This window comes from Paenibacillus sp. FSL R5-0928 (assembly GCF_037970385.1).
Classification (GTDB): Bacteria; Bacillota; Bacilli; order Paenibacillales; family Paenibacillaceae; genus Paenibacillus_AQ; species Paenibacillus_AQ odorifer.
Window position 1 is genome coordinate 1469506 of record NZ_CP150225.1, and the last position, 15362, is coordinate 1484867.

The window sequence follows — 15362 nt, forward strand, 5'->3', positions numbered from 1 at the left end:
TTCTCTTGAAGCACCCGCTCTTTATGATGGGTCTCAAATTAAAGGAGGATATTGACAATGGCAGTTACAACGTACTATGAACAGGATGCAGAACTTAGTGTATTAAAAGGAAAGACAATTGCGGTAATCGGGTACGGTAGCCAAGGACATGCCCAAGCACAAAACCTGCGTGACAGTGGTCTTCAAGTTGTCATCGGTCTTCGTGAAGGTAAATCTTTTGAAACTGCGAAAAATGACGGTTTTGAAGTATTGCCAGTTGCTGAAGCAGTATCCCGTGCAGATGTTGTGCAAATCCTAATGCCAGATGAAACACAGGCTTCGGTATATAAAAATGAAGTAGAACCAAACCTCAAAAAAGGCGCAGCTTTGATGTTCTCCCACGGCTTTAACGTACACTTTGGACAAATCGTTGCTCCTAAAGATGCAGACGTGCTGCTTGTAGCACCAAAATCTCCAGGTCACATGGTTCGTCGTACTTATGTTGAGGGCTTTGGCGTTCCTGGCTTGATTGCTATCGAACAAGATGCAACTGGAAAAGCTAAAGAAATCGGTCTTGCTTATGCAAAAGGTATCGGCTGTACACGTGCAGGGGTTATCGAAACTTCTTTCCGTGAAGAAACCGAAACTGACTTGTTCGGTGAACAAGCTGTACTTTGCGGTGGTGTATCCGCACTGATCAAAGCTGGCTTCGAAACATTGACTGAAGCAGGATATGCTCCTGAAATGGCTTACTTCGAATGTCTGCACGAATTGAAGCTGATCGTTGACATGGTATACGAAGGCGGATTGTCCAGCATGCGCGATTCCATCAGTAACACTGCTGAGTACGGTGACTATGTAACTGGACCACGCATTGTAACTGAAGATACTAAAAAAGCTATGAAAGCTGTTCTGACAGATATTCAAGAAGGTAAATTCGCTCGTGACTTTATCCTTGAAAACCAATCCGGACGTGCTTTCCTTACCGCTACTCGCCGCAACGAAGCTGCTCACCCAGTAGAAGTTGTAGGTAGCCAATTGCGTGAAATGATGCACTGGATTAAGAAATAATCATAATCATACTTATGATTAAATAGTATTACCTTCAAATGCGGCCGTGACTTTGCGAGCCGCATTTGAGAGTTTCAGCACAATTTTTGGGAGGTGCTTAGCATGCGGAAAATTTATGTGTTCGATACGACACTGCGAGATGGAGAGCAGTCACCAGGTGTGAACCTCAACACGCGTGAGAAAGTGGAGATCGCTTACCAGTTAGAGAAGCTGGGAATTGATCGCATGGAAGCGGGTTTTCCTGCAGCTTCTCCAGGTGATCTAGCTTCTGTTAATGCGGTGGCAAGAGCTGTGAAGAACGTCACGGTAATCGGCCTTTCTCGTTCTAGAGAGACAGATATTGATGCTGTAAAAGAAGCACTACAGGGAGCGCAGGACCCTTGTATTCATATTTTTCTAGCTACATCTCCTATTCACCGCCAGCATAAGCTACGGATGGATAAGGCTCAGGTGTTGGAAACTGCACAGTCTGCTATCCGATACGCTAAAAAATATTTCCCTAAGCTCGAGTTTTCATTAGAAGACGCGGGCCGTACGGAGTATGATTTCATGGCTGAAATGGTCGGCATGGCTATCCGGGAAGGCGCTAATGTTGTTAATATCCCGGATACTGTAGGTTATTTGAATCCTTCGGAGTACGGAGCTATCTTTAAATATCTAAAAGAGAATGTGCCTGATATTGAACGCGTACAGCTTAGTGCCCATTGTCATAACGATCTTGGTATGGCTACAGCAAATACGCTGGCTGCGATTCAGAATGGTGCAGATCAGATCGAAGGAACGATCAACGGTATCGGTGAACGTGCCGGGAACACAGCGATTGAAGAAGTTGCGCTAGCGCTTGAGACACGGGCTGAATTTTTTGGCGCAAAAACATCGCTTACGTTATCCGAGATCTCTCGCACAAGCCGTCTGGTCAGCAAGCTGACAGGTATGGTGGTTCCAGGGAATAAAGCGATTGTAGGAGCTAACGCATTTGCTCATGAATCGGGTATTCACCAGGACGGGATGCTGAAAGAGAAAACTACCTACGAGATCATGACACCGGAGACTATTGGACTTAAAGAGAGCAAGCTGGTACTCGGCAAACACTCTGGACGTCACGCTTTCCGCGATAAGTTGAGTGATCTAGGGTATGATGTGTCCGAAGAAGAGCTGAACACCGCTTTTTCTAGATTTAAGGATTTGGCAGATAAGAAAAAAGAAGTATCAGATGAAGACATTTTGGCTTTGATTGAAGAGAAATTAATTGATACGCCAGAAGTCTTTAAGCTGCAAACGATGTTCGTTACTTATGGTAATGAAGCTGTTCCAACCGCCAAGGTTATTATTGCGGGTCCGGAAGACCAGCCGATTGTAGCTGAGGCAGAAGGTAATGGTTCAGTAGATGCCATCTACAATGCTATTGATAAAGCCACGAATGAGGAAGTTACCCTTGGAGATTATTCGATTAAATCGGTCTCCCGTGGTAAAGATGCGCAAGGTGAGGTTCATGTAGTACTGTCGCAGGGAGAAGTAGCTGCACAAGGCCGTGGACTTAGCACCGATATTCTGGAAGCAAGTGCCCGCGCTTATATTGATGCGCTGAACAAGCTTCTGGAGAAGCGTAAGACTTACACCAAACGTGATCACGCTAGTCTATAAGATGTACAATGTTGTTATTTTTATTTTCCACTAAGTAGTAAATAAGACAGGGATATGCGAGTTATTGCGCATATCCCTGTTTTTTTTGCAATAAAAAGATCTCCAAGACTGTAATAGGATGCTGTTCAGATTATGTATAGATGGACTATTTACAATAGTTGTTAGGTTGCAAATTTATATCATGAAAAAGAGTCAAGGAGGTTAATGCGGGGGAGTAGAGTACGGGATTCAAAGGATAAAGCTTAGGAAAGCACGATAAACGGAGTGACAAAGGAGGCATTTTTAATAATGTTATCAAAAAAGAAAATTAGCGCATTGCTCGTAGTATTCTTGCTTGTGACGCAATGGGCTTACAGCTTTGGCTTTGGAGTCAATTCGCAGGCATATGCGAGTGGCAACGGTACTGTAATTGGAGATGACCTCATTACTAGTGTTACGCTTGCTGTATACACCGATGATAAATACACAAATACGGTTACAGAAAGCGTATATGAACTTGATTCCTATTCGGAATTGAACTATACATGGTCACTTCCAGATGGGCATGGATATAAGGATGGGTCCACCTATACCTTTGATCTTCCAACACAGTTTGAACTTTATAACGATCTGAATGGTGATCTTATTTTTGACGATGAACCTGTAGGAACTTATACCGTCGACAAAAATACTAACCGCGTTGTATTTACATTTAATGCTTATATCGAAACCCACGATAAGGTGGGAGGGACTTTCTCCGTAAGGTCACTTTTGAGCTCCAAGAAGATTACTGGCTCCACGAAGCAAACCCTGATTTTCCCGATACAAGGCGGTACTCAGACCATTGAGCTTAATTTTAAGCCGAAGGTTAGCTCTACTATAGAAAAAGACGGTTCGCCTAAGCCGCAGTATTATAACCCAACAAGCATCGCTTGGACGGTTGATGTGAATAAGGCACTGGAAAGCGTAAAAAATGCAGTTGTCACAGACACACTCCCTGCGGGATTATCACTGAATACGGTATCTATTGCTGTTTATGAGCTTGATGTGAAGGTCGATGGGACTGTGAGTCTTGGCAATATAGTGGACAGCAGCAAGTATGATGTGACAGGATCCACTTTGGGAGAGTTAAAGCTGAAATTTGCGGATAACCCGCTTACTAAGGCCTACCGGATTGGCTTTTCTACGGATATTACTGGTACTGGTGTAGATGCGAAAACCTTTTTGAATGAGGCAGTCTTAACAGGAGATAACGGATTTTCTAAAAAGGCTAGCACTACAGTTACAGTAGGACGTGGCAAACCACTATCGAAAGAGTCCACTAAATACGATGCAGCGAATCAGGTGATTTCCTGGGCTGTTAATTTCAATTACAATGAAAAAACAATTTTAGCGGCAAATGCTATTTTGAAGGATACATTCAATAACACCCAAGATCTGATTCTCAGCTCGGTTAAAGTTTATCCTGTAACGATCGACAGTAATGGCAACGGGGTTAAAAGCGCGGAAATCGCTTCAAGCGAATATACAATAACTCCAACAACTGCAACGGGATTAAATGGTTTTGATCTGAAATTTAACAATGATATTAATTCTGCCTACCGTATTGAATATCAGACAAAGGCAAATGGCAGAGTATTTGATGATGGCAAGATTACGAACAAGATTACTTATGATGGAAAAACAGAAACGGGTTACAGTGATATCAAGCAGCAAATTCTCCAAAAAAATTATAGCAACGTTAATTATGCGACTAAGACCCTCGATTGGACTATCCAAATTAACGACGACAGCAAGACTATGGAAAATTTAGTGGTGACAGATACTTTTGGCAATGCCGGATTAAAGCTTGTCCCGGGTACATTAAAGGTTCAACCAACTAAAGGTGGAACTGCTACCGTCCATAGTGTTGTTTACAATGCGCATGATCCGGTTGCAGTAAACGATGGATTTGTGATTACTTTTAATGCGCCGATAAATGAGCCTTACACAATTACTTATACAACAAGCTTTAACTATGATTGGCTGGCTCCGGGCAAAACTCAATTCACTAATACAGGTGCACTCGATTGGAAAGAAACGGTTAATGGGGTGAAGGAGTCTAAGCATAAAGAAGCGACAGCAACCTTTAATCCAAGAGATGAGGTTAAAAACAATGGGAAGAAGAGTGGTTCCTACAATGCTGTAACTAAGGAGATCACTTGGAACATTGGGGCTAATTATAATCAGAAAACGTTAAGCCAAGCTCAACTGGTTGATACCATTTCAGCTGGCCAAGTTGTAAATATGGATTCTGTGAAAGTGAATAAATGGCAGTATGGAAAGGATGGAAATCCTTCTCCTCAAGCTAGTGTGAACTCCGCTGATTATAAAGTGGAGTTGGATGGCAGTGAGCTGAAGGTGACATTTAATAAAACGATTAATTATGCGTTCTACGTCACTTTCAAAACAACGTTCGCGGATCAAGCGATTGATTCAAATGAAATTAAAAATACAGCTACGTTATATGATGGTACGAAAGTAGAGTCCGCTAAACTGCAAGCTTCTGTTAATATCCCTCAGGGCGGGGAATATGTTAACAAAGAAGGTGCGCAGGATGGCAATAAAATTCATTGGACAATTTACATCAACCGTAACCAATCTTTTGTAAAAGAAGCGGTAATTACGGATATTCCAAGCGACAATCAAATCCTGCTGTCCAATACATTCCATGTCTACAAAACGAAAGTTGCGAGCAATGGGGATGTAACATCCACCAACCAAGAATTGGTGAGTGGTACAGATTATAAGCTGGAAATCACTACGGATAATGACGGAAAAGAAAGCTTTAAGCTTAGTTTCCTCAAGGATATTTCCGAAGCTTATATTTTAAAATATGATTCCCTGATCACAGCACAAAACAATGATAAAGTAACCAATCAGGTTAGTTTCGATGGTAAAAACATCAAGGTAGTTCCAGGTGTAAGTACCGAAGAAATTATCGTTAAGCTCTCTAGCGGCTCCGGTACAGGAAGCGGCGTAAGAGGACCGTTAACGATTACCAAAGTAGAAGACGGGAATACGAGTAAGGTGTTAAGTGGGGCCGTTTTTGATCTGTATCGCGTAGTTGATGCCGATAAGATCTGGATTAAGGAAGGCACTACGGATACCAACGGGATACTTGAATTTACTAAACTGACAGGTGGGAAATATGTATTAATTGAGAAAACAGCGCCTGCTGGTTATGTTCTTGATCAAACACCACATGAAGTGACTATTTCTTCGACGACAGGGATAAGCCTTCAGGTTAAAAACAAAGTTCCGGCACCAACAGCAACGCCTATACCGACCGTAACGCCAGCACCAACGGTAACACCAACGCCAGCGCCAACAGTAACACCAACGCCGACAGCAACACCAACGTCGACGCCGACAGCAACACCAACGTCGACACCAACAGCAACACCAACGTCGACGCCGACAGCAACACCAACGTCGACGCCAACAGCAACACCAACGTCGACACCAACAGCAACACCAACGTCGACGCCGACAGCAACACCAACGTCGACGCCGACAGCAACACCAACGTCGACGCCAACAGCAACACCAACGTCGACGCCGACAGCAACACCAACGTCGACACCAACAGCAACACCAACGTCGACGCCAGAGGAACCGACAGGTCCTATCTGGACACCATCACCGACTCCGGAAGTAGTCGTTACTTCTACGCCAACACCAACACCAGTTGTGGTGGCAACACCTTCACCAACACCGATGGTAACGCCAGTGTCGACAGCAACGCCAACAGCTACTCCAAGCCAGCCTGTGGCAACTAGTACGCCTGTTGTTCCGCAGGTAACTCCACCTGTGCAGAAAGAGATTACCAATGAAGATGTTCCTATTGAAGGTGAAATTCCACTTGGGGGAGTGCCAAGCCTGGGAGATGAGCCGGGACATGGTAAAGTAATTATTACTAAGGATGGCAAATGGGTCTACACACCTGATCCGGGCTATATTGGTAAAGATAAGTTCACCATTATTGTTACAGATGAGAATGGAAATGAAGAAGAAATCCTCATAGAAATTGATGTGGAGGAAGTACCAAAGGGTACAGTTACTAAGCCAGGAAATAACAGCAATAAACCGACTCAGCTTCCGAAAACGGGAGAAGACAGCGCATTTCCGATCTACTTGGTAGGTGGAAGTCTGGTACTACTAGGGTTTGTATTAACAAGACGATTCAAACGTAATAACTAGGAAGGTAATAATAAAGACACCCGGTTTTATCCGGGTGTCTTTATTATGTCTTGATAGGGTATTTAGCTCATCGCACTCTATGGTTAAACTGTTCCCATTGCTCGTACCAGTGCTCAACGCTGGCTGGAAGGCCAAGGTTAAGTTCCTTTTGGAACAAATCCTTGAGCAGCTTGTACTGCTCTTCCACAGCGGAACGTTCTCCAATACTGTCGTAGACCTTCATTAATCCTAAATGCCCTTGTTCAAAATAAGGCTGCAGCTGCACTACTCGTTGATAGACAGTAACGGCCTCGGCAATTCTGTTGCTTTCTATATAAAATTGGGCAATGCCCATTGCATGGTGCAGCCAAATGGTACGAAGGCGTTGCCGCTCACTTTCGGCCCATAAATAATCATAATCGTCAAAGTAATCTCCAGAATAAAGCTCGAATAAAACTTGATGCTCCGCACAATTAACTTCACTAATGGTTTCCAGAGCCAGAATCCCCTGTTCCCACTTATCTACATCGATCAACATTGATCCGGTTTCAAGGGTATAGCCTTCCCCCCCGCTAAGGTTGCTGATATGCAGGTCGACTTCATTCTGCTTTAAGCATTGCCGGACTTGATAAATTGTTGTATAGAGATGGGTAGAAGCCTTTTTCAGATTAAAGTCAGGCCACAGCAGTTCAATCAGCATGTCTTTACTTACAAAGCGGTTGCGATTATGGAGCAAAAAAGCAAATAACTCTTGGGCCTTAGAGGTTCTCCAACGCAGATTATTCAGAGATTGTCCACCTCGTTCAAAACGAAGCGATTGAAGACAACGAATGGTTACCTCTTCTGTTGCAATGATGAGTTTTGGGGCAAGTGACAATCTTTCTTCTAACCGTTGGACGGCCTTCAGTAGTCGGTCATTTCGCACAGGCTTCAAAATATAATCGAGCGCATTGATCTCAAAGGCTTCCACAGCATAATGGTTATACGCGGTAACAAAGATAATATTTGCGTTTGGACAGGTCTCTTGGAGCATCTCCGCAGCTTGAAGACCATTAATTTCAGGCATTTCAATATCAATAAAAATAACGTCAGGATGATAAGACGGAGCCTCTTGAATGGCCTGCGAGGGGTCCGTATAGGAAGCGGCTATATGTATGGATGGTATTTTTTTTAACATAAACTCTAATTTCACAAGGGCAAGCCGTTCATCGTCAACTAATATTGCCTGAATCATTATTAATCACCACTCAGATATAGTATTTTAGCCAAAAATACGTCGAATCCTTACTTGATATTTGGGTTCACAATAGTTTGTCTGTTAATCAGAAAGTTTTCGAATCGGATTTTTTTTGTCAGAAGGAATAATAAAACTCACAGAAGTTCCTTTCCCTTCGGAGCTTTTAATCTGCAGCCCTTTTCCGTAGACCCGCAACAGCCGTTTATGTGTATTTAAAAATCCGATTCCTCGTACATCATTAGACGGATTGCTGAGCAACTGCTGGAGTTGTTCGTTTTTCATGCCTTGGCCATTGTCTGATATCGTGATTTCAATATCGCCAGCTTGTTCCTTAATGGTTATGGACACCGTTCCTCCTTGGGAGCGACTCAAAATACCGTGCCGGACAGCATTTTCAACCAGTGGCTGTATAGTCAGAGGCGGCAGCTGAAAATGCAAGCTTTCCTCATAATCCCAATGAATGGTCATCCTATCTTCAAAGCGCTCCTTCTCTATGTAGAGGTAGGCATGAACAAGCTCAAGCTCTCGTTCAATCGGTATCATAGGCTCAGCATTCAGGAAATTGAAGCTTAAACGCAAATAAGAGCTGAAGGCATCCACAAGGTGACTCATTCTATTAATATCAAAAGAGGCCAGCGCGGATATTGAATTTAATGTGTTGAACAAGAAATGTGGTTGTATTTGCGCTTGAAGATAGGCAGCTTCCACACGAAGCCGTTCGTTTACGGACTGTTTTAGATCTGTTAAGGAGCGTACACGGGCCTTCAGCTCTATTGCATTCATAGGCTTCATTACATAGTCATTTGCACCTGAAATGAATCCGGTATAAATATCTTCTGGTTGGTTTCGTGCCGTCAGAAGCAAAATGGGAAGCTCAGCAATGGTGTAACGTTCACGAATTCTATGCGCCAGTTCATACCCGGACATTTGTGGCATCATTACATCTGTAATAATTAAATCCCACTGAGCGGTATCCAGCAATAGTAAAGCATCGTTTCCGCTGGTCACCGTAACGATTTCATAGTCCTTGATGGAAAGTACGTTGGTAAGTATTTTTAGATTAACCGGATCATCATCTACAGCCAGAAGCTTGGGTCTCCTTCCATGGGCTGATGAAACGATACCCGGCGCGGTTAATTTGGATAAAGTGATCATAGATGGCGTGTCCGAGAATTCAGTCATAGAGGGCAGTTCTGAATTCAATACCCGGCTGGTTGAATCGTATAACGGCATTGTGAATGTGAAGGTAGTACCTTCTCCAAGTGTAGAGACTACACTTATTTTCCCGCCGTGAAGTTCAACTAACTGCTTGCTGGTGCTTAATCCAAGCCCGATGCCACCGCTAACTTCGTTCATGCTGGAGTCGCCCTGTTCATAGGGCTGGAAAGCTCTGAGCAACGTCTCCTCGTTCATGCCAAGACCAGTATCCGTAATATGAATCTGCGCCGATTTTTTATGAATATCTGCATGGATTCTTATCGTGCCTACAGTCGTATATTTAACAGCATTTTGAAGCAGATTGAACAAGATCTGAATGAGTCTTTTTTCATCAGCCACAATAGAAGGGAATGAATCTGGTATTTCTGAGATTAAGGTTAAAGATTTCCCTTCAATTAAGAATTTGAACATATCAAGCACACCCACTGCGAAGGATTGAATCTTAAGTTCTCTGAGCTGCAATTGTATATTGCTTTCACGGAGCTGGGATTGATCCAGCAGATCGTCTACCAGAAGGGACATACGTCTTCCAACGGTAATGAGCAGTTTTAAATTCTCAGCATTTTGATGCGTTACAGTGTCACGCTCGCTGTCCAGAACAGTTTCGGCAATGTTAATGATACTGTACAGCGGATTTTTTAATTCATGTGAGGTGTTAGCCAAAAAAACATCCTTTTGCGTAACACTTCTCTGCAGGCTGTGCGCCAGTTTTTCTGTCTCCTTAGTATTCCAGTGATATCGCTTAAATCCAAAAGTCGCAAAGCACAAAAAGGCGATAATTAGATCAAAAGGATAATAGGTAACGTTGACCCAGTTATAATTCTTGAACATTCCCCAAAGTGTGCTGTTAACGATGGCAAGCATGGATAACAACAGGAAAATAGAGCCTTCGTAATTTTTAACAATAGATCTCAGAAAAAGAATTACGACACCTAATGCTAAAACTAATAAATTTATGCCGAAAATCAGTGTGTGAAATTCATAATAGTGAACAACGGGTCCAAATAATATGAACAGGATGTCTACTATGGACAGGATGGTTAGGATACGAATACTTTTTATTTTTAAATCCGCGAACAAAAGGTGTTTGCTTGTCTGCAGGATAAAAATAAATACAGCAATATAAGAGATAAAAAATAGTTTGAAATTCCATTGATAGTTCAAGGGAAGTACGTGCAATAAAAGCCTGTCATCATCTATAAGTACAGTAGTTATAGCGGATATTACCAGCAGAAAAAAATAGATCAACATCTTTTGCCGCAGCCCAATTATATATAAAATAACAGCATATACAGCGTGCAGCAGCAGTACAACACATAATAGCAACTGTAGGCTAATAGATAGCAGTCTTTCCTGTGTTAAAGCTTTTTCGCTGCCAAATACAATCGTTTTAGAAATTCCCCCCGTTTGGGAGAAGGAATAGTTGGCTACATGGATCACAATTTCAATCTCATTTTTATCGGTTGTAAAGGATACTGAATAAGGCAGTATGTATGGGATATAGTGCTCTTTATTCTCAGCAGGAGTGCCAGAGCTGCCCAGCCGTTCACCATTGATATACACTTCTGAAGAAGAGCGAGCTCCGGAAATGAGAAGACTATAAGATTGCTTCTTATTATTATCTGTAAGCACACGTAGTCGATAGGAGCCGTAGCCAAAAGCAGATTTATCACTATCGCTATCGCTAAGTGCATCTTTCCAGTTCCCCGGGACTTGTATATATTTTGTAGGAGCAGAGGTTAGAGATTGTTCGTTGAATGAAGGAAGCAGCATACCCGGGTAGAACTCCCACTGCCCATCTAAAATAAGAAGTTTGTCCGGATTCAAATTTTGATCCCGTAAATCCAACACCCCATTGATCAATGGTGGTTGTGTGGTGTGTGGAGAAATCATTACCCATAGGATACGAAATCCAGTGAGTATAATAAGAAACAATGCGATAATTAAGAAGAGTTTTCTTTTAGTCATAGTAGTTAAACATTATTCGACAACAAACTATATATTCCTCTCTTCGGCCTATTTCAAAAAATTCAAAAAAATTTATGCATAGGTTGCAGGGGGGAAGGATTGTCTGGCGTCTAACGTTATGAAGGTGAAGGAGGGGAGAAAGCTGGAAGAGGCAGAATGGATTGCTGCTGTGCTGAACGGTCAACATCAAGCCTTTGGGCATTTGGTGACACGTTACCAAGGCATGGTATACAGAGTATGCGTCAAAATCACAGGGGAAGCCGAATCGGCCAAAGATATGGCCCAGGAGGTTTTTATAAAAGCATATAAAGCGCTCCCCTCTTTCAGAGGACAGTCCTCCTTCTCGACATGGCTGTATCGGATTGCCTACCGCACCTGTCTGGACTGGAAACGGGCCAACGATAGGGAGTGGAAGTACCGAAGTGCAGCTGATTACACAGAAAATGATTGGGTAACGTCTCAAACTCCGGAGCATGAGGTACTTGAGCAGGAAACATCAGCTGAATTAGGAGAGAATGTGAACAGTCTGGCGGAACCGTACCGGTCGGTCGTCCAGCTGTACTATTTTCAGCGGAATTCCTACCAAGAGATTGCAGAGCAAAAGGGAGTTTCCGTGAAAACAATCGAATCGCAGCTTTATCGAGCCAGACAGATGATGCGTAAACAAAGGGAGGAATGGCGATGAATTGTGCAATAGTGAAGGAATGGATGCCACATTATATAGACGGCCTACTGTCTCCAGAGATGGAGCTGAGTATCCGATTGCACATAGAGTCATGTCCTGATTGCGCAGAGTGGCTGGAGGAAGCCAAAGCAATGTCGGAGCTGTGGTCGGAAATGGATGCTGACAGAGAACAGCTGCAGGCGCAGATGGACTTCCCGGATCTCGCAGCAGATGTTATGACACATATTGAGCAGCTCGAAACAGGGCGCAGATCACGAGCGACTAAGGCGACAAATGTAAGACGTCGTTCTGCCCCAAAAACCTCATGGATTCATTATGGAGTGGCTGCTTGCCTCAGTTTGTTATTGTTGCAGTTTGGGGTATTTGAGAATTTGGCCTATGGCATTACCGAAATAAACGGCCATATGTCGAATTCAGTAACCCAGTGGTTTGGTGGCTTTGGGAGATAGAAATAAAATAATTGATCATTAATAGATGTTTAAATTGGCTAAAGTTTTGCTACCCAAATTTTAGGAGGATGTATTATGATTAAGAAGAGACGTTGGCTCACTTTTATGCTGGCTATGGTACCTGGAGTAGGTCATTTGTACTTAGGCTTTAAAAAGCAGGGTTTACAGTTTATGATCGGGGCGTCCTTATGTATAATGTTTATTCCGTCCGAGCCCTTGATCTTCCCGTTTGCCCTGGCGGCGCTGTGGTTTTATCAATTGTTTGATGCCCTGCAGAAGGCGGCTTGGATGAAAATAACTGCTGCTGAACACGAACGAATGATGTTTCATCCAGACAGCTTCGGAGCCCCTTGGACCATGGGGATGTCCTCTATGCCTGGATATCCGCATGAAGAGATCAATCCAGCTTGGGTGGGAATCGGCTGTGTTGTTGCTGGATTCCTCATGTTGGTAATCACAGCTTTCCCTACCCTTTGGGATATGCTGACTGAGATCAACATCGGCACGATCCTATTATCAGTGGGTCTGATTGCGTACGGACTGAAGATGTTAAGGAACAATACGAGAGCATAAGAAACGGGGATTTAACTATGGGGAGATGGAAAATAGGAAGTTTCACAGCAGCCTTGGGCTGCATTGCCCTTGGTGTCATTATCGTGATGGCTCAGTATGATATGATCAGCTATGAGGTGCTTGGTTTTTTATGGCCGGCGTTGTTGGTCTTATTCGGACTTGAGATGTTGATTAGACTTTTTATCAAATCCGATGTCAAAAGCCGTGTAAGCGGCTGGGCCATCCTGTTAATTATTGTACTGATCGGAGCAAGTGGTGCTCAGACAGTAATGGCGGGAGGTTCACTCAGCAATCTGATCGGTAATACACATCTAACTCCGCTTAGTGGGAATGTGGAAGTGAAAGAGAATATTACGACGCTCAAAATCGTACTTCCAAGTGGAAAAGTAAAGGTTGAGGGTGTAGCTGGAAGCTCTTTGGATTATGAGGGGAGTTTACTGCTGCCTGGAAAATCGCAAAGTGATGCTGAAAGTGCACTGGAAAAGAAATGGAAGGTTAGTACTGAAGGAGATACACTGATTATGGAGCTTGATTCCGATCATAATTGGTTCTCTAACATTCAGTTTGGATTCAATACCAAAAGTCCTTATCTAAATGTAAGTGCACCCAATAACCTTGCTGTTGAGGTTGAGACAAGTGATGGCTCTATAGAAGCCTGGAATCTAAAGTCAGGTATAGAGGTTGAGACAAGTAATGGTGCATTAAATATTCATGATATAGTCGGCGAAGTGGATGCGCATACCAGCAATGGGTCACTATCCGTACAGAATATCCAAGGTGAAGTTGAACTCGTGAGCTCTAATGGAGCCATAGTATTGGATAACATTGATGGGACGTTGTCAGCCAAGAGCAGCAACGGCAAAATTACTATAAACTCAGCAGTGACCGGAAACTGGAAATGTACATCCAGTAATGGAAAGATTATAGTGGGCTTGCCGGCCGTGTCGGATGCGAAGATTATTGCAGATACAAGCAATGGCTCGCTGAAGGGGAATGTACCCTGGGATCGGGACGGCGATAGCTATGGTACCGCTGTGCTTGGTAAAGCCACTTATACTGTGGACTTAAGCACGAGTAATGGAAGTGTGACCGTGGACACAGCTGAATAAGAATGAATAAAAGGGAGCTGGGCTTCAGCGTATTGATTCTGCTGAGGCCTCAGCTCCTTTGTGATAGAACTTACCTACCAAGCATACGCTTTAGGGGCTTCACCGCCGGGTCCAGGGAATATTTCATCTAGTCGTTTAAGCACAGCTTCATCTAGCACAATCTCAAGACTGCGCAGCGCACTCTCAAATTGCTCCAGGGTGCGGGGGCCGATAATTGGAGCAGTTACAGCAGGATTAGCCAGTAACCAAGCAAGAGCGACATTATCCTGTGGTTCTCCCAGCTCCATACATAAGCTGGCAAAAGCCTCAAGCTGGCTCTTGTGCTGCTCTACACGATCTGCATTTCCGCCACTCCGGCTGCCCTCTATTTTTTTGAGTGCATTTCTTCCGAGCAGACCTCCATCGAGTGGGCTCCAAGGAATAATACCTAGCCCCAGATGGCGAGCGGCTGGCAAAACTTCAAGTTCAGGAAGCCGACAGGTCAGGCTGTATTTATGCTGCTCTGAGACTAGTCCAAGAAAACCACGAGCCTTTGCTTCTTGTTGAGCTATGGCGATATCCCAGCCTGCAAAGTTACTGGAACCGACATAACCAATCTTGCCTTGACTCACAGCCAGCTCGAAAGCCCCCCAGAGCTCTTCCCAGGACGTACTGCGGTCTATATGATGCATCTGGTACAATTCAATATGATCGGTCTGAAGACGCTGCAGGGACCCTTCAAGATGGCGGCGAATGATATATGAGGATAATCCTTCTTCATCATTAGGACCATCAAGGTTATCATTCATGGCTCCATAAACTTTGGTGGCTAGTACAACCTTTTCCCGCCGCCCGCCGCCTTGTTTAAACCAGCGTCCGATAATGGTTTCAGTCAGGCCAGAATTTTCGCCCCAGCCGTAAATGTTAGCGGTATCAAAAAAATTAACACCTGCATCCAGTGCAGCGTCCATGATGCGGAAGGCTTCTTTTTCATCCGTCTGCGGGCCAAAATTCATCGTTCCTAGACATAGGCGACTGACCTTCATGCCGGATTTGCCAAGCTTTGCATATTGCACTTCGCATTCACTCCTTTGATAGATGACTTCATATTAATTGTAAACATCTTCAGAACTAAGAGCAAATATGCTCAGCATTGACGGTAGTGGTCTGATCCTCTCTATTTATAGGCTATACCTATCAGCTCAATAGAATCTATATCTTTGTCCTTTACGACTGGGTATGATACAACA

General features: G+C 43.6%; 10 protein-coding genes. 7 read left to right on the top strand and 3 right to left on the bottom strand.

What is annotated here, in order from left to right; all coding sequences use genetic code 11:
- Positions 1-57: 57 nt before the first annotated feature.
- From ilvC to MKZ16_RS06480, 3 genes are all read left to right on the top strand, one after another.
- Complete coding sequence (gene ilvC, locus MKZ16_RS06470; RefSeq protein ID WP_036679485.1) at positions 58-1050, top strand: ketol-acid reductoisomerase; 993 nt, start codon at positions 58-60, stop codon at positions 1048-1050.
- Between the two features lie 102 nt (positions 1051-1152).
- A complete protein-coding gene (locus tag MKZ16_RS06475; RefSeq protein ID WP_036679482.1) occupies positions 1153-2694 on the top strand; it encodes a 2-isopropylmalate synthase in 1542 nt (513 codons plus the stop codon).
- A gap of 288 nt (positions 2695-2982) precedes the next feature.
- Complete coding sequence (locus tag MKZ16_RS06480) at positions 2983-6915, top strand: collagen binding domain-containing protein (protein ID WP_076107267.1); 3933 nt, start codon at positions 2983-2985, stop codon at positions 6913-6915.
- A gap of 67 nt (positions 6916-6982) precedes the next feature.
- On the opposite strand, the gene MKZ16_RS06485 is transcribed toward MKZ16_RS06480, so the two are convergent.
- The gene (locus tag MKZ16_RS06485; RefSeq protein WP_051491105.1) at positions 6983-8128 is read right to left on the bottom strand and encodes a response regulator; all 1146 of its coding nucleotides are present in this window, start codon (positions 8126-8128) and stop codon (positions 6983-6985) included.
- An 84-nt stretch (positions 8129-8212) separates the two neighbouring features.
- Positions 8213-11317: an ATP-binding protein gene (locus MKZ16_RS06490; protein ID WP_076107265.1), complete on the bottom strand. Its 3105-nt coding sequence runs from the start codon at positions 11315-11317 to the stop codon at positions 8213-8215.
- A 118-nt stretch (positions 11318-11435) separates the two neighbouring features.
- Here MKZ16_RS06490 and MKZ16_RS06495 point away from each other — a divergent pair, with 118 nt between their 5' ends.
- From MKZ16_RS06495 to MKZ16_RS06510, 4 genes are all read left to right on the top strand, one after another.
- Complete coding sequence (locus MKZ16_RS06495) at positions 11436-12002, top strand: RNA polymerase sigma factor (protein ID WP_051491104.1); 567 nt, start codon at positions 11436-11438, stop codon at positions 12000-12002.
- Positions 11999-12451, top strand: a complete 453-nt coding sequence (locus tag MKZ16_RS06500; protein ID WP_038569222.1) for a zf-HC2 domain-containing protein — start codon at positions 11999-12001, stop codon at positions 12449-12451. Before MKZ16_RS06495 ends, MKZ16_RS06500 begins: the two co-directional genes overlap by 4 nt.
- 75 nt (positions 12452-12526) lie before the next feature.
- The gene (locus tag MKZ16_RS06505) at positions 12527-13024 is read left to right on the top strand and encodes a hypothetical protein (protein ID WP_036680114.1); all 498 of its coding nucleotides are present in this window, start codon (positions 12527-12529) and stop codon (positions 13022-13024) included.
- Positions 13025-13041: 17 nt separating this feature from the next.
- Positions 13042-14133, top strand: coding sequence for a DUF5668 domain-containing protein (locus MKZ16_RS06510; protein WP_076107263.1), 1092 nt, complete (start codon positions 13042-13044; stop codon positions 14131-14133).
- A gap of 74 nt (positions 14134-14207) precedes the next feature.
- Here the strand turns inward: MKZ16_RS06510 and MKZ16_RS06515 are convergent, their stop codons facing one another.
- Positions 14208-15188: an aldo/keto reductase gene (locus MKZ16_RS06515; protein WP_036680109.1), complete on the bottom strand. Its 981-nt coding sequence runs from the start codon at positions 15186-15188 to the stop codon at positions 14208-14210.
- Positions 15189-15362: the final 174 nt, after the last annotated feature.